The sequence below is a fragment of the Cyanobium sp. WAJ14-Wanaka genome, assembly GCF_024345375.1.
Classification (GTDB): domain Bacteria; phylum Cyanobacteriota; class Cyanobacteriia; order PCC-6307; family Cyanobiaceae; genus Cyanobium_A.
In genome coordinates this window covers 21,412-38,545 of record NZ_JAGQAZ010000004.1, presented here as the reverse complement: position 1 = coordinate 38,545, position 17,134 = coordinate 21,412, and the positions used below count along the sequence as shown (strand labels likewise).

The following is a 17,134-nucleotide window of genomic DNA, read 5'->3' as shown; positions in this document are numbered from 1 at the left end:
TCAAGAAGTCAGTTGATCGAAGGAGCGGAAAGTGAGGGCCTCGGCAATGGCGCTGGGGCCGATCTGCTCCTTGCCGTCTAAATCGCAGATTGTCTGGGCAACCCGCAGCAGCCGCTCCCCTGCCCTTGCCGATAGCTGTCTTTGATTGAGGGCCCCCTCCCATAGGGCCAGGGCAGCATCGCTGAGTTTGATAACTTCGCTCAGCCTGGCCGATGCCAGCTCCCCATTGCTACAGCCAGCGGGGTTGCGCTCTGCCATGCGTTGGCGGGCCTGTTTGACCCGCATGGCCACTTTTGAGGTGGATTCGCCCTCTGGCTCTTGGTGGCTGCGGCGATAGGGGGCGGCAAGTTCATCGCTGTTGGGCCTGCGCATCACCACCTGCAAATCAAGCCTGTCGAGCAGGGGGCCTGAAAGCTTGGCCCAATAGCGTTTACGGATTGATTCGCTGCAGCTGCAAAGTCGTTCGGGATCGCCATGCCAGCCGCAGGGGCAGGGATTGGTGGCTGCCACCAGGGTCACGCGGCAGGGGAAGTGGCTGCGGTACCTGGCCCGCTGCACCCAAATTTCCCCGTCTTCTAGGGGTTGCCGCAATTGATCCAAAACACTGCGGCGAAATTCCGTGAGTTCATCTAGGAACAGCACACCGAGGTGGGCCAGGGAAAGTTCGCCAGGTTTGGGGATGGCGCCACCCCCGATCAGCGCTGCGGCTGAGCAGCTGTGGTGGGGGCTGCGAACGGGCCGTTGCAGCACTAAGCCTGTCTCGGCGCCCAGCTGGCCGGCCACTGAGTGGATGGCCGTAATCGCCAGGGCTTCTGCGCGGCCGAGGGGCGGCAACAGGCTCGCAAGCCGCTTTGCCAGCATCGTTTTGCCACTGCCAGGGGCACCGCAAAGCAGCAGATGATGGCCGCCTGCTGCTGCAATTTCCAGGGCTCGACGGCCATGGGGTTGGCCGCGCACATCCTGGAGATCGGCATGGCTTGGGCCCGGCTGCTGCTGGCCCCTGGCCGCAGGCTGGCTGCAGCTGATCGCAGCAGGTGCCCCCTTGAGCTGGGCCACCACGGCCGCCAGATTCTCGGCGCCCCAGGCATGGAGCCCCTCCACCAATTGGGCTTCCCTGAGGTTGGCGGCTGGCACAACCAACACCTTGGCCTGGGAGCGTTTTGCCTGCAGTGCCAGGGCCAATACCCCCCGCACGGCCCGTAGCCCTCCGTCGAGGCCGAGCTCACCACAGCTCCACACCCCTTCTAAAAGCTGGGGCGCCAGTTGGCCGCTGGCAACCAACAGCCCTAGGGCAATCGGCAGGTCAAAGCCGGGCCCCTCCTTGCGCAGGTCCGCAGGGGCAAGATTCACCACCACCCGGGTTAGGGGCACATTTAGGCCGCAGTGGCGCAGGGCTGAGCGCACCCGCTCCCGCGATTCCTGCACGGCGGTATCCGCCAAGCCCACCATGTGCAGGCCTGGGAGTCCGGCGGCTATGTCCACCTCGATAGTCACCGCTTGGGCCTCCAGGCCCACCAGGGCCGCACTGCTGCACCGTGCCAACATCACGCCAAAAGGGGTAACTAGGACTTAGTGCCACCCCCTGTCCCACGCCCCCCAATTCCTTTGGAGCCTCGCGGCCCAACTGCCATGGCAAGCCCCAGCAACGACACGATTTTTGGCAAAATCCTGCGGGGTGAAATTCCCTGCGACCAGGTCTATGCAGACGACCAATGCCTGGCCTTTCGGGATGTGCAGCCCCAGGCGCCCGTGCATTTGCTGGTTATTCCCCGCCAATCAATTAGCGACCTGGCGCAGGCAGATGGGCAGCACCAGGCCCTGCTCGGCCATTTGCTTTTAGTGGCGGCCAAGGTGGCCCAGCAGGAGGGCCTGGGCAGTTGGCGCACCGTGATTAACACCGGTGCGGAGGCTGGCCAAACCGTATTTCACCTGCATCTGCATGTGATTGGTGGTCGTCCGCTGGCCTGGCCCCCGGGCTGAGCGCGGACCCGCGACAATGAGCTTCTCTAGGACAGTCTATGAATCCATTCACGGCATTTCGGATCCAGATTGGCAAGCTGCAGCGACTGGCGCAGCCCTACTTCCTGCCTCTCGAGGAAGGGGCCTCCAAAGGCGGCTGGCAATTTGTGCTGCTTATTCTGGCTTTGCTGGCAGTGGTTGTTGGGGGCACTCTGCTGCTGCTGACTGGTGTGGTGGTCCTGGCCGGGGCTGTTGTCCCCGAGCTGCGAGATCGCTTTATGCCGGGGGTGGCCCAGCAGGTGGCCGCGGTCTGGCAGGGGCCTATCGGCATCGTCGTGGTGGTGCTGATGGCCGCTGGCATGGCCTGCTTCGTCAGCTTCCGCAGTCGTCTGCGTCAGGGACGCTGGATCCCTTGGGCACTAATGGGTGCCATCGCTCTATTGATCCTTGTCATTAATGGAATAAATGTCGGCATCAGTTTTGTGGTGCGGAATGTCGACAACACGTTGGTGGCATATGACCGCGACGGTTTCTGGAAGACCGTCGCGATCTACGCTTTTTGCCTGGTTTTGGCACTTCCCGTCCGTGCAGTTATGAGTTATTTGAGCAAAAAGCTCGGATTGCTCTGGCGGGAATGGCTGAGCGGGAGATTGCTGACACGCTATCTTGCCAATAGGGCCTACTATGTTTTAAATCCCAATGATGAGACTTGCGAGGATATTGATAATCCGGATCAGCGTATTGCTGATGATTCCAAGGAGTTCACTCGAACCAGTGTAGAGGTTTCCGTAGAGCTTGTATATTCATTGCTTACATTTTTTAGTTTCATCCTGGTTCTTTGGAATATTAGCTCTTCTCTCTCTCTCTTGCTTATTGCGTATTCGGTTGTCGGCACTGCGGCTGTTGTATTTGCGGGCCGCAAGTTGGTTGCTTTCAATTATCTACAGCTCAAGTTGGACGCTGATTTTCGTTATGGCTTGGTGCACATCCGTGACAATGCCGAATCGATCGCTTTTTACGGTGGGGAGCGTCAAGAGGGCCAAGAAGCTGGCCGAAGATTGTCGGGAGCGATTCGTAACTACGACAAATTGATTATATGGGAAGCGCTAATTAGTGTAATACAGCGGTCTTATGATTATTTTTCACGCTTCCTTCCCTGGCTAGTTATTGCCCCGATCTACTTGGCAAAAGAGATTGATTTTGGAGTTATAGCTCAGGCGAGCCTAGCCTTTTTCCAGGTATTGTCTTCGGTAAGCTACATTGTAAACAATATTGATCGACTGGCGGCCTTCTCGGCTTCGATTAGCCGGCTCGAAGGCTTTCAGAGCAAGGTGGACTCGATCAGCACGGAGGCTGTAGCCCTCGCGGACCAACTCGCCGCCACCAGTCGCGGTCGCGACGACGGCACGATCTTGGTGAGCCATGTCGATTTGGTGCCGCCCCGCACCAATCGAACCTTGATCAGCGACCTCAGTGTTGAGGTGGATCGCCATCAGCGTTTGCTCGTTGTGGGCCCATCCGGCTGTGGCAAGACCTCCTTCCTGCGCATGGTCAGTGGCCTGTGGCCCCCTGCAGCGGGCTCGGTGCAGCGGCCAGAGTCTGGGGAGCTGCTGTTTATTCCCCAAAAGCCCTACATGATCCTGGGCAGTCTGCGCGAGCAGCTCTGCTATCCCCTGCAGAGCGACCGCTTTAGCGATGACCAGTTGCGCCATGTGCTCGAGCAGGTGCGGCTGCCCGAGTTGGTTGGTCGCTATCCAGATCTAGACATTATTCAGGATTGGCCTCGCCTGCTTTCCCTGGGCGAGCAGCAGCGTTTGGCCTTTGCGCGCCTGCTGCTGAATTCACCCCGTTTTGTGGTACTCGATGAGGCCACCAGCGCCCTGGATGTGGCAACCGAGCGTCACCTTTATTCCCTGCTGGCTGAGCGGGAGATGGCTTTTGTGAGCGTTGGTCACCGCCCCACCCTCACCGCCTTCCACGACACCGTGCTGGAGCTCGATGGAAGCGGCAATTGGCGGCTGCTACCTGCGGCCGGCTATGACGTTGGCACCAATGCCTGATCCGATGACTGACGAATCACCCCAGCAGGCCACTCCTGCCGCCAGCACAACTCCTGCCACCAGTGCCACCACCGGCGATGTGCCGGCCTTTGGCTGGAGTGGCTACGCCGAGCGGGTGAATGGCCGTTTTGCAATGGTGGGTTTTGTGGCCGTGGTGGTGATCGAGCTGATCAGTGGCGACACCTTCCTGCATTGGGCTGGTCTGGTGCCCTAGGGCAGGCTGATCAGATCTATTTGCCAGGTGCCATTTCTGCTGACTTCCACGGCCAGTTCGCGCCCATCGGCCCTTAGGGAGACCCCCCTGGGTACCCCGGGTGGTTGCATTCCAATCGGCTCCAGGCTCATCAGGGAGCGGCGGTAGAGCACCAGCTCGGTGCGTCCCTCCAGCTGGCGCACCAGGGCAAGCCTTTCGCCGCTGCTGTCGACACTGACGCTGAGGGGCTGGGCATCGCCCCGATTGAGGCCAATCACTGGCACGGGAGTTTGGCGGCCCATATCCACAAGCACCACCTGCTCCCTGCCGCCCCGGCCATTGATCAGGGCCAACCAGCGGCCCGAGAGGCTCGGATCCCGATTGCTGCCAGCCATTTCCAATTGGCTGTTCAGGGCGGCCATGGGGGTGGGCATCGGCCCCATGCAGCCGCCCAGGGCCCCAGCCAGTAGGGCCAGGCCGCAGCCCCAGCCCAACACCTGCATTGGTTTTGCCCTGGCAGCTGGAGCACTCATGGTGGGGCTCCAGCGCCAGCCTGGGCCCCTGAATTGGTTTCAACTGCCAGGCCGCCCGGGAGATCAGCCTCCAGTTGGCCGGCCAGGTCCAATACCTGCACGCGCATTTGGCCGGCTTGCATCACCCCCAGGGCCAGGCGACGGCCGTCGGCCGCCAGGCTGATCTTGAGGGGTTGGCTCCCAGCTGGCACAGGAATTCGCACCATGTTGCCCGTGGCTCGATCTTCAATCAGGGCAACCCGCTCTTGGCCCTGTTGCACCACGGCGGCTATGTAGCGGCCATTCCAGCTCAAGGATGGGGAGCTTTGCGGTTCATGGCCGCGCAGGTGCCTTAGGGGAATTATTCGCCCGCCGGGTTGTTCCTGCAGCAGCACCCTTTGTTTGCCCCCCTGCTCAACAACGGAAGCCAGGAAGCGCCCATTGCCACTAAGGGCCGGCTCTTGGCGGTTTTCTGCCCCCAGTAGCCCCGATGGCCCCGCACTGCGCCGACTGAACCAGCCACTGCCATCGCAGCCAGAGAGCCCAAGGGCAGTAACCACTGCCGTGGCAGTTGCCAGGGCTAGGGCCAGGGAGCGGGCGATTGGCCTGTCCGGGCAGAAAGGCCAAGTCTTCAGACGTGGGTAATCAGCTTTCAGTCGTCGAAACGGGAGCTGTTGTCCCTAGGCCTACTTTCTGGTGCAGTGCCAGGGCTAGGACCTGCACTGGGGGCTGCAGGGGTGCCCGCTGGCGGTGCGCCCTGGGGTGCCCTGGAGGAGCGAATTGGGCTGAAATCTGCATCGCTGATGTCACCGGCCGCAGGCGAGCTGGGGCGTCCGCCCCGAACCGGGGTGCCCTGGGGCATGGCTCCGGGGCGGCTTGAGCCACTGCTGCTAGGCCCGGTGCTGCCAGGGCCTACTGCGCTGGGGCTGGGCCGACTGCCCCGGCGGGTTTCCATTCCCTCCTGGCGATCTCGCCTGCGGGCGCCAAAATCAGGGGTGGCCGGGCCATTGCCGGCACCGGCCCGGTATCGGCTGCGGTCGCTGGGGGGCTCGCTGGTGCTCCAATCTTCTGGTTCAGAGGGGCGGCGGCTGGCTGCCCGCTCGGGGATTGCGGCCCGGCTAGGGCGGCGGGGGCGATAAAAGTCTTCCTCTCCCCCTTCTTCCTCTTCCCTGGATGGGATTCTGCGGCGCAGGGGTTGGGGTTCGTCGAGGCGCTCGTATTCGCTCTCTCCCCAGCTGCGGCCACCCATGCGGGGGCGGTTAGGCCCCGCGGGGATCGGCTCTTCGTCATCGAAATAGGAGGAGCGGCGCGCCTGTTCGGTGGTCACACCGCGCAGCCTCACGCTCTCGTAGGCAAAGAAGACGGTCGTGCCAGCCAGCAGAAATTGGCCGAACTGCAGGATCGGATCGAGCCGCCAGCCCTGGAAAAACAAAATGCCCCCGCAGAGCAAACCAACGGCGGCAAAGAAGACGTCGTAATCGCGGGCAAGCGCAGGCTTAAAGCTGCGCATGAAATAGAGCAGGGCCCCGCCCACCGCAAGCACAATGCCCACGATGCTGGCCCAATTGAGGCTGGCATTAACCACGGTGAGTCACCCGTTGTGGCGCCCTAGGTAGGAGCCCTCTTTATCAGCACACTCTAGGGATCCAGCCAAGACTGCCAAGCTCAGAGTTTGCGATCGAGGCGATCGTTTTGGCTGATCAACACAAGGGCAATGGTGATGGGCACCACCACGATCACCGCGCCCCACACGAGGCTGCTCAGGAAGTTGGCAAGGGATGGGGTCATGGGCAGCCGGCTTTGGGCAATAAGCGTCGCGGAATCCTAGGCATCGATGGCGACTTCCTACGCTGAAGGCTCAGCTGCTTAGAGCTTTGTGACGGCCTTGGCTGGATTTCACCTGCCCAACTCCACCCTGGCCTGGATCCATGGGGGCCTGGTATTGCTGCTTTCGGCCTGGAGCCTGTTGTTTTTATTTCGGATCGTGTTCACCTGGTACCCCCAGGTGGACCTCAGCAAGGGGCTGATGCGTTTGATCGGTGGGCCGACCGAACCCCTGTTACGCCTGACCCGGCGCCTAATTCAACCGATTGGTGGGGTCGATGTGACTCCGGTGGTCTGGTTGGGACTGATCAGTTTGGTTAGGGAATTGGCCGTGGGCCAGCAGGGTCTGCTTACCCAGCTGATGCTGCGGAGTTCCCTGGTTGGCTAGTTACTTTTTGGGGGGCGGGAGCATTTCCTGCTCCACGAACTTGGTGTGAAGGTCGCCGTTTTGAAATTCCGGGCGATCTAGCAACTTCAGGTGGAATTCAATTGTGGTGGGAATGCCGGTTATGGCGCATTCCGAAAGGGCCCGGCGCATGCGCTTCAGGGCGTGCTGGCGGTCGGTGCCCCAAACGATGATCTTGCCGATCAAGGAGTCGTAGAAGGGGGGGATTTCATAGCCTGTATAGACGTGGCTATCCACCCGCACACCCGGGCCCCCAGGCGGTAACCAGCCGGTGATCTTGCCAGGGGCGGGCCGGAAGTTTTGGCGGGAATCTTCGGCGTTGATCCGGCACTCAATGGCGTGGCCCCGGAGCTTTATCTCCTCCTGCTTCACTGAAATTGGCTCACCGCCGGCAATTCGCAGCTGCTCGGCGATTAGGTCGATCCCCGTAACCATCTCCGTGACTGGATGTTCCACCTGTATGCGGGTGTTCATCTCCATGAAATAGAAGTTGCCGCCCCGATCCACCAGGAACTCAACCGTGCCGGCGCCTTCGTAGCCAATGGTGCGGGCTGCGGCCACGGCGGCATCGCCCATTTGGCGGCGTAGATCGGCGTTAATCGCCACGCTCGGGGCCTCTTCCAGCAGTTTCTGGTGGCGCCGCTGGATCGAGCAGTCCCGTTCGCCCAGGTGAATCACGTTGCCGTGGCGATCGGCCAACACCTGCACTTCCACGTGCCTTGGCCGGTCGATGAATTTCTCCATGTAGAGACCCGGGTTGCCAAAGGCAGCCTCGGCCTCTCCCTGGGCAGCCTTAAATAGGTTGTCGAGCTCGTCGGCGGAAGGCACCAGGCGCATGCCTCGACCACCCCCACCGGCGGTGGCCTTGATCATCACCGGGTAGCCCATGGTTTCGGCTAGGGCGGCGGCGTCTCGAGGTGTTTCCAGCAGTCCCTTGCTGCCTGGGATGGTGGGCACCCCCACCTTTTGCATCGTGGCCTTGGCGGTCGACTTATCCCCCATCGAGCGAATCGCCTCGGGGGAAGGCCCCACAAAGGTGATGCCGTGGTCGGCGCAGATTTCGGCAAAACGATCGTTTTCAGCCAGAAAGCCGTAGCCGGGGTGAATGGCGTCGGCGCCCCGGGAGGTGGCTGCGGCCAGGATATTGGGAATATTGAGGTAGCTCTTGCTACTGGGGGCTTCGCCCACGCAGACCGATTCGTCGGCCAATTGGACGTGCAGGGCGTTCTTGTCCACCGTGCTGTAAACGGCCACGGTGGGGATGCCCAGCTCCCGGCAGGTACGCAGGATTCTGAGGGCAATTTCGCCACGGTTGGCGATCAGCAACTTGCCGATGGACATCCGCGGCGTCTCAGCTGATGTGGGCCAGTTCGGACTGTATCAGTGCTCATACGGCGGTCCGGGCGAGCCAGGGGGCCGGCGCAAGTCGATGGGTATATTGCTCACTCGGAAAGCCCATGGGCTGTCCGTATCACAAGCGGATGTGGTGGAATTGGTAGACACGCACGTTTGAGGGGCGTGTGGCTTCGGCCTTACGAGTTCAAGTCTCGTCATCCGCATTTTTTATTTCCCCGCCCTGAGGCCTTGGGTACAGGCGAGCCTCCCCCAACCACTGCAGTGCGGCCCCAGGTTGGGGAGTCGGCCATTGTGCTTGTTAGCAATGGCCCCGGTGAGCTCAGCACCTGGGTAAGGCCCATTGCCCAGCGGCTCCATCGACTGATGGCCCTGCGACCCCAGCAGCCAGGGGCGGCCGTGGGCATGTCTTTGGTGCTGGTGCCCTGCCCCAACGGCACCGGCCGGGAGCATCAAGCGGCTGCGGGCTGGCAGTTGTTTGAGCGCATCATTCCGGCCCGGCGGTTTTGGTCCTTGTTGCTGCGGCCCGGCCGCTATGGCCCCTGGCCAGCCCAGGGGGTGGTGGTGTTTTTAGGGGGTGATCAGTTCTGGACCGTGCTGCTCTCGGCCCGGCTGGGTTACCGCCACATCACCTATGCCGAATGGGTGGCCCGCTGGCCCCAATGGAACGACAGGATCGCGGCGATGGGGGCTCGAGCTGCTGGCCAGTTGCCCCTACGCTGGCGTTCCCGCTGCAGGGTAGTGGGCGATTTGATGGCCGATCTTTCCGAAGCGGTCCGCAGCGATGCCCCACTGCCGCCGGGGGAATGGGTTGCTCTTTTTCCAGGCTCCAAGCGGGCCAAGTTGAGGGTGGGCATGCCCTTTTTGCTCGAAACGGCCGATCGATTGGCCGCCCTACGGCCCGGTTGCCGCTTTTTGCTGCCCTTGGCTCCCACCACCAACGTGGCGGAACTTATCCATTACGCCGGCCATACGAACCCAATTGCCAGGCAGTACGCCTCTGGGGCGCCCCGACTAGAGGGGGATCAATTGCTCACACCCGCTGGCACCCGCATTCAGCTGTTGCTTGAAAATCCCTGCCATGGACCCCTGAGCCAGTGCTCCTTGGCCCTAACCACCGTGGGGGCCAACACGGCGGAGTTGGCGGCCCTTGGTCTGCCGATGTTGGTGCTGCTGCCCACCCAGCATTTGCATGTGATGCAGGCCTGGGATGGCCTGGCGGGGGTGCTGGGGAGGCTGCCGTTGTTGCGTGGGCTTTTTGGCGTGCTGCTCACGGCCTGGAGGCTGCGGCACCGGGGCTTTTTGAGTTCGCCAAATATTGCGGCCGCTCGGCTGGTGGTGCCTGAGCGGGTCGGGCCGATTACCCCGGAGGAGATCGCCGCCGAAGCAGCCGATTGGCTCGCCAGCCCAGGAAGGCTGGCGGGCATGCGCGATGACCTGCGCAGCCTGAGGGGCAATCCCGGGGCCGTGGCCAGCCTGGCGGAGATGGTGCAAGCGCTCTTGCCCACTCCCGAAGGAGGCATTACTTCCTAGGGTTATTGCCACTTACAAGCCAGTTGACTTCCGCCATGGGCGATTCCCCCAACGATTCTTCAGCCTGCGGCATTGAAAGCGGCCTACCCCGGGGCCAGGCTGAGGAGGCCTGGCGCGAGCGGCTGACAGCGGAGCAATTTCGCGTGGCCCGCCAGGGCGGCACGGAGCGGGCCTTTAGCGGTGCCTACTGGAATAACAAAGACACCGGCGTGTATCACTGCATTTGCTGCGATACGCCCCTGTTCAGCTCGGCTACCAAGTTCGATTCGGGCACCGGTTGGCCCAGCTTTTGGGATGGGGTGAATTCCGGCGCGATCACCACCCTCACCGATGCCAGCCATGGCATGGTGCGCACGGAAATTCGTTGCACCACCTGCGACGCCCACTTGGGCCATGTGTTCAACGACGGACCTGCCCCAACCGGTCAGCGCTACTGCGTCAACTCAGCCTCCTTGGAGTTCAAAAAAGACCCGGCCTAGGCCTCTCACCAGCCCAATCCTGGCCAGCCCAATTCTGGTTACCAGGGATCGGCCAGGTCTTCGGCTTCCACATCCAGGGGCTCACGCCTGGGGTTGCGGGGATAGCGCTCCTGGGGCTCCTCGTCGAGATAGCGGCGTTGGCGGAGGGGTTCCCGTTGCTGGCGCTCTTCGAGCTCCACGTAGTCGAGTTCCTCTTCCCGTTCAAAGGCCCGATTGGTGGCCGGCTGGATGCGGCGTTGCTCCTGGACGCTTGGTTGGCCAGCAGCCAATTGGTTCTCCACCGGCACCATGCCAGTGCGGTAGCGGTCCCGTTCTTCCTGCTCCCAGCTGGGTCCGCCGATGCCCAGTTTTTCCAGCAGGCCAGTGCCGAGCTGCTTCAGTTTTTCCTCCGCGCCCTCATAAACGATGATTCGATCGGGGCCACTGCTGACGATCTCCTCAACCGTGAGCTCCCAGGTGCTGAGGACCCCCTCGCCGAGCAGGGGTACTCCCACGGCGCCAAGCACCAGGGTGGCCAGTTCGCCGGTTTCGATGTCGAAGCTGAAGCCGAGCACCCGCCCGAGCTGCTCTCCGGCTTCCGAGACCACCTGGCTATTGATCACCTTGCTGTAGCGATCGGGGTTGAAGCCCTCGGCCAGCGAATCCGCCGAATCCACCAGAATCACGTCGCCCACCTGGCGAATGCGCTCCAGGGGCATCCAGCGGGGTAGGCCTGGCAAAAAGCGGGTGAGTGGGTTGTCCCGCAGGCCTAGGGCCACCACTTCACGGCGGTCGATATCCACCACCACTTCGCCAACTACGCCCAGGCGCCGGCCGGTGTCGCGGGTGATTACCTGGGTGCCCATTAGTTCCGAGCGCAGCCATAGCCGGTCGCTGGGGGCCGCGTTGGCGCTGGGATCAGCAGAGGGGGGGAAGGAAGAGTTCAAAGAAAGGCTCGTGCCGACGGCCCAATCGATTCATTGTGGCCTAACCCGCCAGTTCAGGCAGCAGGCGGTAATCCCACCACCTGGGTGTGGGCGCCGCGGGCCTGGGTGACTCCGATCGTGCGGGTGGCCGCGGCAATCATTGGCCGGCGGTGGCTGACCACCATGAATTGGGCCTGGTGGGCTTGGCTGGCGATCAGGGCGGCAAGTCTCTCCACGTTGACGCCATCGAGGAAGCTGTCGACCTCATCGAGGGCATAAAAGGGTGAGGGGCGGAAGCGCTGCAGGGAAAACAGGAAGCTCAAGGCCGTGAGCGATTTCTCGCCGCCACTCATGGCGTTTAGGCGGCGTACGGCCTTGCCCTTGGGATGGGCCACCAGGGTGAGGCCGCCCTCCAATGGCGCCTCTGGGTTTTCCAGCTGCAGGTGGCCTTCCCCATCGGACAGGCCTTCAAAGATTTCGCGGAAATGGCCATCAACCGCGGTAAAGGCCTCCATGAAGGCCTCCTGGCGCAGGGTCGCCACGGTTTCGATGCGCAGCAGCAACTCCTCGCGCTCCTTGCTCAGGACCTCCATCCGTTCATCGAGATCGGCCAGTCGGATTTCCAGTTGCTCCAGTTCTTCAAGGGCCAGCATGTTGACGGGCTCCAGGGCTTCCATCCGGGCCTGGAGGCTGCGCAGTTCGTTTTGCAGACTTTCGAGGCCGTTTTCACGCACCTCCTCGGGGATCTCGGGCAGGGGATCGGGCAGCTCCCGCTCCAATTGCGCGAGGCGCAGCTGGTCTCCCCGCTTTTGCTCGGCCAGGGCCTCCAGTTCCTCGCCCAGTCGTTGCAGCTCCCACTGCTGTTGCTGGAGGGCCTGGCGGCGGGCGCCCAGCTGGGCTTCGGCGGCATCGCGGGCGCGGCGACTTTCGCCAAAACGGGTTTGCAATTCGCTTTGCTGGCTCTCCAGGGCGCCCCGGCGCTCCTGGTCGCTTTGGTGTTGTTGCTTCCATTGGCCCCGCTCCTGCACTAGGGCATTGACCGCTCCCACCAGCCTTTGCTCATCGGCTCCCAGGGCCTCGAGCTGGTTGCTGAGGCGTTCAGCCGCGAGGGCCCGCTCCCGGCGGGCAGCCAGCAGGTCGTCGCGCTGGCGGCGGGCTGCTGCCAGGGCGGTATCGGCCGCCTCCAGCTCCGCCTGCAGACCCTGCCAGCGGGCTGAATCGCCGGAGGCCTGGGCCCCCGCTTCCGCCTGCACCAGGGCTGCCAGGCGCTCCTGCAAAGGCTGCAGGGCTGCCTCCAGTTCCTGCTGGCGCTGTAGATCGGCCTTGAGGTTTTCCTGGAGCAGGGAGAGTCGGCTGTTGCGTTGCTCTAGCCGTTGCAGCTGGGGGGCGAGGTTCCGTTGGGCGGCGCTGCGCTCGGCCTCCAGGGCTGCCTGGCGCTGCTGCTGCTGGAGTAGCTGGGGCCTCACGTTTTCCAGTTCTCGGCCCAGTTCCGACTCCCTGCGCCGGCAGGCCAGCAGGCTTTCACCCAGCTCCAGCAAGCGCCGTCGCAGGGGCTCGGCCTCATCACCCTCCTGGCTGCTGCCAAAGCTGAGTTGGCCGCCCCGTTGCTGGAGGCTGCCGCCGGTCATGGCGCCACTCTTTTCCAGCAATTCACCATCGAGGGTCACGGCCCGGCAGCGGCCCAGCTCCCGGCGGGCATTGGCCAGGTTGTCGAAGACCAGGGTGTCGCCAAAGACGTAGCGGAACACCTCGGCATACACCGGTTCATGGCGAACCAGATCGACGGCCCTGCCCACCAGGCCACCTCCCGCGCCACCTCCCGGGCCGGAGCTGCGCTGGAGGGCCGCGCTGCCGCCGTTTGGATTGCCATTGGCACCACCGCCGCGGATTTTGTTGAGCGGCAGGAAGGTGAGACGCCCCGCCCGGCGATTTTTGAGCAGCTCAATGGCCTTGGCAGCGATCCGGTCGTCATCGACCACCACCTGGCCCAGTCGTCCGCCGGCAGCCACCTCCAGGGCAAGGCGGCTGGCCTCATCCACTTCGCCAAGTTGGGCCACTGGGCCATGGATGCCCTCGAGGCCAGCTTCCAAAAGCACCCGTAGGGCACCCGTGCCGCGGCTCTCTGAGAGGGTTTCGCGCCGGCTGTCGAGCCTGGCAATGTCGCGCTCGAGGTTGGTCTGTTCCTGCTCCAACCGGGCCCGGGTGCGCTGTTGCAGGGCCAGGGCTTCCGCCAGCTCCTGCACCTTGCGCTGTTGCATTTGCAGGCTGTTCAGCAACTGCTGCCATTCGCCATCGGCTGCGTGTAGTTGCTGTTGCGCCTCGCTGTTGGAGGTCTGGGCTTCCTGGGCCTCGGCCCCCAATTCGCCAATGCGCTCTTGGTTTTGGCGAAGCCTTTCGCTCAGTTGCTGGCGCTCTGCCTCCAGCGGCCCCACCTGCTCGCTTAGCTCTTGGCGGAGCTGGCTGCGTTGCTTCTGCTCCTCCAGCCAGCTACCGGAACGGCCCGCCACCTCACCCAGGCGGCGGCGGGAGAGCTCCACGGCGGCCTCGGCGGAGCGACAGGCGGCCTCGGCGTCCTCGAGTTGGCGTTGATCGGAGCTGGATTGGAGCTGCTGTTGCTGTTGGAGCAGATCACCCTTATTGCGCTCCAGGTCGTGGCGTTGACGTTGCAGGGCCTCGGCATCGAGCTGGTGTTTTTCAGCCTGCCGCGCCAATTCCCGGCCGCTGGCCTCCAGGCCGGCCAGCTCGGCTTGGACCGCAAGCAGTTGGTCTTCTCCCAGGGCCTTGACCTCGTTTTGCAGCTGCTCGAGCTGGGCTGCCCCTGTTTTGATTTCCGCTTCGGCCTTGGCGATCGCCTCACGGTCGCTGAGCTGTTGCTGGCCCAGGGCCTTTTGGCGGCTGGTGAGCTCCCGAAGTTGCTGCTGGGCGGTTTCAAAGCCCAACACCTGCTCCTGCAGGCGGCCGGTTTGGAAGCGTTGGCGCAGGTCCTGGTAGGTGCGGGCCTTGGCGCAATCTCGCTCGAGTTTTTGGCGGTTAACCAGCAGCTCCTGCTGGACGATGCTGCAACGCTCTTGCCGTTCCAGGACCTCATCGAGCTTGCCGCGGCTCTGTTCGATGCGGCTGTCGAATAGGGCCACCCCAGCCAATTCATCGATGATGCCCCTTCGATCCTTGGCGCTCATCGAGACGATGCGGGTGACATCCCCCTGCATCACCACGTTGCTGCCCTCGGGATCGACCCGCAGGCGCCGCAGTTGGGTCTGTAGCTGTTGGAGGTTGCAGGCCACCCCATCGGCGTTGAAATTGCTGCTGTAGGTGCCGCCAGGGGCCACCCGCAGCCGCCGGCTCACGCTCCAGGTTTTTTGGCCCGGTTTGATCCAGGGGCCCTCCTCGGGCACGTCGAGGCCGCTCTCTGCCTCATCGGGTTGCCAGTCGCCGAGGTCGAAGTGCACCGTGACGGCGGTTTCGGCGGCCTTGCCGGCCCGCAACACGGCGCTATTGACCAGGTCAGGCAGGCGATCGGCGCGCATGCCGCGGCTCGTAGCGAGGCCCAGGCAGAACAGAACCGCGTCGAGAATATTGCTTTTTCCTGATCCATTGGGGCCAGTTACCACCGTGAAGCCTTCTTCGAGCGGGATCGACATCGATCCGCCAAAAGACTTGAAGTGGGTTAGCTCGACCCGATTGATGTGAACCAACAGGCCCGTGCGCCGAGCAGCAGAAATGTAGCGGAGGCTTTCGAAAGCTCAACCCCTTTCTTAGCCTGATGCCATAAGAGGCAGTTGTCGCCGCCATGACCCCCGACATCCCCATGACCGATGCACCGCCGCGCAGCGCCGTTGATGGCTTCAGGGAGCGCTTTGAAAGCCTTCTTCCCACCATCCAGCGCGAATGGCCCGAGGTGGCCCGCCACACCCTCGAGGCAACCCGGGGCAGTTTTGATGAGGTAGTGGAGGTGATCGCCAACCAAACCGGCCGCACCGCTGAGGTGGTCAAGGACCAGCTCCACGAGCTGTTGGAGGTGGCCGGTGCCCAAACCAGCCGTTTGGCCCAAAGCCTCGAACCCCTGGAATCCCAGCTCGAGAGCCTGCTCGATGAGCTCAATGCCACCCTGCGGCCCCGCATTGAACGGCCCGTGCGGGCCAAGCCCCTGATGGCGATTGGCATTGCCGCCGGGGTTGGGGTGTTATTGGGTCTGCTGTTGGCCTCTGGTCGCCGTTCGTCATGAGTGATGGGATCGAAAGCCCACCGGCCAGCGCCCAAGCCCCACGCCGCCCTGGTGCGGCCAAGGTGGCGGCTGGACGCATGGGCGCCCTGGTCACCTCGGTGATGGACCTGCATGTGCGCATTGCCCTGCAGGAGGTTGATCGGGAGAAGCGGCGGCTGATCAGCGGTGCCCTGTTGATTAGCGGTGGTTTGACCCTGCTGCTGCTCTCCCTGATCGCGGCGGAAGTGGCTTTGTTGATCTGGTTCCACGGCTCTTTGGCCTGGAGTTGGATCCAGGCGGCCCTGGTGCTTTCTGCCATAAACCTGGTTGTGGCTGGTTTTTCCCTGCGGATTGGCGGCTGGCTTACCCGGGGCCCCTATCTGCCTGAAACCACTGCAGGCATCAGCAAAACCACCAAGGCTCTGCTGGGTCGCTGAGTTGGAATGCCGCTGAGCCTGAGCGGTGCTCAGCGAATTTCGTAGTGCAGCCAGCGACAGTCGATGCCGCCGTTGCTCACGGGGATCCGCCGACTGGCCTTCATCTTCAGGGCGCCCGTCAGCTCTGGGTTGCCGCTCAGCAACCACATGCTCCAGCCCCCGCAGCGCTCCTTGAGCATCTGGCCCAAATCTGAGTAGAGGGGCCAAAGGGCTTCCCGCTCGCCGATGCGTTCGCCATAGGGGGGATTGCAGACCAAAATCCCCGGCCGGGCTGGAGGAGCGAAATCCCGGCAATCGCCAAGGCGTAGATCCAGCCAGGGAGACACCCCGGCGGCCTCGGCATTGGTTTTGGCCTGGGCGAGTACAGCGGGATCGTGCTCCATGCCGACCAAGGGTGCCAGGGGCTCGGCTGTCGGGGAGCCCCCATCGTTTTGTGGCCGGTCGCGGCGCAGGGCTTGGGCGCTTTCACGCTCCTGTTGCCAAAGCTTCAAATCGAAATCGGGCCAGCGCTCAAAACCAAAATGGCGCCCCAGGCCAGGGGCCCGGCCCAGGGCCATGCAGGCAGCCTCAATTAGGAGGGTGCCGGATCCACAGAGTGGATCGGCCAGGGGCACCCGCCCATCCCAGCCCGTCAGGGCGATTAGGCCAGCGGCCAGGTTTTCCTTGAGGGGGGCCAGGCCCATGGCGGCCCGGTAGCCCCGGCGGTGCAGGCTGCCGCCACTGCCATCGATGCTCAAGGTGGCCATGCTGCCCCTTTCATTGCCCCCATCACGGCCCTGGCCCAGATGGAGATGGATGGCCAGATCTGGATTGTCCAGATCCACCGAAGAGCGCTGTCCCCACTGCTGTCGCTGCAGATCCACCAGGGCATTTTTGACCTGCAGGGCGCTGTAGTGGCTGTGGTTGAGGCCCGGGCCAGTGCCGCTGGCATCAACCCGAAAACTCAGGCCTGGCGGCAGCCATTGGGCCCAATCGACGCTGCTTTGCACACCGTCGTAGAGCTCGTTGCGGCCGTAGCAGGGGAATTGGGCCAGCTCCCTCAACAGGCGGAAGGGCAGGCGGGCCTGCAGGTGCAGCCGGTAAAAACCGGCCAGATCGCTTTGGAAGCGCACGGCTCGGCGCAGGGGTGCCACGGCGCAGCAGCCCAAGGCCGTGAGCTCAGCTGCTGCCGGTGCCTCGAGGCCCGGTGGCACCACCGCAATCCCCGTGATTGGTTCGGTCATGCCCACTCCCTGCGGCTTTTGGCCTTGTGGCCCGCTGCTGCCACAA

General features: G+C 63.3%; 17 protein-coding genes and 1 tRNA gene. 9 read left to right on the top strand and 9 right to left on the bottom strand.

What is annotated here, in order from left to right:
• Positions 1 to 1,545, bottom strand: a complete 1,545-nt coding sequence (locus tag KBY49_RS11205) for a YifB family Mg chelatase-like AAA ATPase (RefSeq protein ID WP_254934915.1) — start codon at positions 1,543 to 1,545, stop codon at positions 1 to 3.
• 84 nt (positions 1,546 to 1,629) lie between these two features.
• Here KBY49_RS11205 and KBY49_RS11200 point away from each other — a divergent pair, with 84 nt between their 5' ends.
• Genes KBY49_RS11200 through KBY49_RS11190 form a run of 3 tightly spaced genes read left to right on the top strand, consistent with a single transcriptional unit; the run spans position 1,630 to position 4,233 of the window.
• Positions 1,630 to 1,980: a histidine triad nucleotide-binding protein gene (locus KBY49_RS11200; protein ID WP_254934914.1), complete on the top strand. Its 351-nt coding sequence runs from the start codon at positions 1,630 to 1,632 to the stop codon at positions 1,978 to 1,980.
• Positions 1,981 to 2,018: 38 nt separating this feature from the next.
• Positions 2,019 to 4,019 carry an ABC transporter ATP-binding protein/permease gene (locus KBY49_RS11195; protein WP_254934913.1) on the top strand — a complete coding sequence of 667 codons (2,001 nt, stop codon included), beginning with the start codon at positions 2,019 to 2,021 and terminating at the stop codon, positions 4,017 to 4,019.
• A gap of 4 nt (positions 4,020 to 4,023) precedes the next feature.
• The gene (locus KBY49_RS11190) at positions 4,024 to 4,233 is read left to right on the top strand and encodes a chlorophyll a/b-binding protein (RefSeq protein WP_254934912.1); all 210 of its coding nucleotides are present in this window, start codon (positions 4,024 to 4,026) and stop codon (positions 4,231 to 4,233) included.
• Here the strand turns inward: KBY49_RS11190 and KBY49_RS11185 are convergent.
• The 4 genes from KBY49_RS11185 to psbX form a co-directional block, all read right to left on the bottom strand.
• A complete protein-coding gene (locus tag KBY49_RS11185) occupies positions 4,230 to 4,745 on the bottom strand; it encodes a hypothetical protein (RefSeq protein WP_315857027.1) in 516 nt (171 codons plus the stop codon). The two genes, KBY49_RS11190 and KBY49_RS11185, sit on opposite strands and share 4 nt — an antisense overlap.
• A complete protein-coding gene (locus KBY49_RS11180) occupies positions 4,742 to 5,284 on the bottom strand; it encodes an LpqB family beta-propeller domain-containing protein (RefSeq protein ID WP_254934911.1) in 543 nt (180 codons plus the stop codon). The genes KBY49_RS11185 and KBY49_RS11180 overlap by 4 nt, the downstream gene beginning before the upstream one ends.
• 92 nt (positions 5,285 to 5,376) lie before the next feature.
• Positions 5,377 to 6,309, bottom strand: a complete 933-nt coding sequence (locus tag KBY49_RS11175) for a Ycf66 family protein (RefSeq protein ID WP_254934910.1) — start codon at positions 6,307 to 6,309, stop codon at positions 5,377 to 5,379.
• Between the two features lie 80 nt (positions 6,310 to 6,389).
• On the bottom strand, positions 6,390 to 6,512 hold the full coding sequence (gene psbX / locus KBY49_RS11170; protein ID WP_254934909.1) for a photosystem II reaction center X protein: 123 nt from the start codon (positions 6,510 to 6,512) through the stop codon (positions 6,390 to 6,392).
• A gap of 97 nt (positions 6,513 to 6,609) precedes the next feature.
• Between psbX and KBY49_RS11165 the strand changes: the two genes are divergently transcribed.
• The gene (locus tag KBY49_RS11165) at positions 6,610 to 6,936 is read left to right on the top strand and encodes a YggT family protein (protein ID WP_254934908.1); all 327 of its coding nucleotides are present in this window, start codon (positions 6,610 to 6,612) and stop codon (positions 6,934 to 6,936) included.
• On the opposite strand, the gene accC is transcribed toward KBY49_RS11165, so the two are convergent.
• Entirely contained in the window at positions 6,937 to 8,295 is a 1,359-nt protein-coding gene (gene accC / locus KBY49_RS11160; protein WP_254934907.1) for an acetyl-CoA carboxylase biotin carboxylase subunit, read from the bottom strand.
• A 136-nt stretch (positions 8,296 to 8,431) separates the two neighbouring features.
• Here accC and KBY49_RS11155 point away from each other — a divergent pair.
• The 3 genes from KBY49_RS11155 (at position 8,432) to msrB (ending at position 10,319) form a co-directional block, all read left to right on the top strand.
• A tRNA-Leu gene (locus tag KBY49_RS11155) sits at positions 8,432 to 8,513 on the top strand.
• Positions 8,514 to 8,538: 25 nt separating this feature from the next.
• Positions 8,539 to 9,840: a glycosyl transferase gene (locus tag KBY49_RS11150; protein WP_254934906.1), complete on the top strand. Its 1,302-nt coding sequence runs from the start codon at positions 8,539 to 8,541 to the stop codon at positions 9,838 to 9,840.
• 35 nt (positions 9,841 to 9,875) lie between these two features.
• The gene (gene msrB, locus KBY49_RS11145; protein WP_254934905.1) at positions 9,876 to 10,319 is read left to right on the top strand and encodes a peptide-methionine (R)-S-oxide reductase MsrB; all 444 of its coding nucleotides are present in this window, start codon (positions 9,876 to 9,878) and stop codon (positions 10,317 to 10,319) included.
• 38 nt (positions 10,320 to 10,357) lie between these two features.
• On the opposite strand, the gene KBY49_RS11140 is transcribed toward msrB, so the two are convergent.
• Both KBY49_RS11140 and smc read right to left on the bottom strand, forming a co-directional pair.
• Entirely contained in the window at positions 10,358 to 11,245 is an 888-nt protein-coding gene (locus tag KBY49_RS11140; RefSeq protein ID WP_254934904.1) for a PRC-barrel domain-containing protein, read from the bottom strand.
• 53 nt (positions 11,246 to 11,298) lie between these two features.
• A complete protein-coding gene (gene smc, locus KBY49_RS11135) occupies positions 11,299 to 14,919 on the bottom strand; it encodes a chromosome segregation protein SMC (protein ID WP_254934903.1) in 3,621 nt (1,206 codons plus the stop codon).
• Positions 14,920 to 15,014: 95 nt separating this feature from the next.
• Between smc and KBY49_RS11130 the strand changes: the two genes are divergently transcribed.
• A complete protein-coding gene (locus KBY49_RS11130; protein ID WP_254934902.1) occupies positions 15,015 to 15,449 on the top strand; it encodes a glycine zipper domain-containing protein in 435 nt (144 codons plus the stop codon).
• Positions 15,446 to 15,865 carry a phage holin family protein gene (locus KBY49_RS11125; protein ID WP_396099895.1) on the top strand — a complete coding sequence of 140 codons (420 nt, stop codon included), beginning with the start codon at positions 15,446 to 15,448 and terminating at the stop codon, positions 15,863 to 15,865. The genes KBY49_RS11130 and KBY49_RS11125 overlap by 4 nt, the downstream gene beginning before the upstream one ends.
• Positions 15,866 to 15,894: 29 nt before the next feature.
• Here KBY49_RS11125 and KBY49_RS11120 read toward each other — a convergent pair whose 3' ends face one another.
• A complete protein-coding gene (locus KBY49_RS11120) occupies positions 15,895 to 17,088 on the bottom strand; it encodes a class I SAM-dependent RNA methyltransferase (RefSeq protein WP_254934901.1) in 1,194 nt (397 codons plus the stop codon).
• Between the last annotated feature and the right edge of the window lie 46 nt (positions 17,089 to 17,134).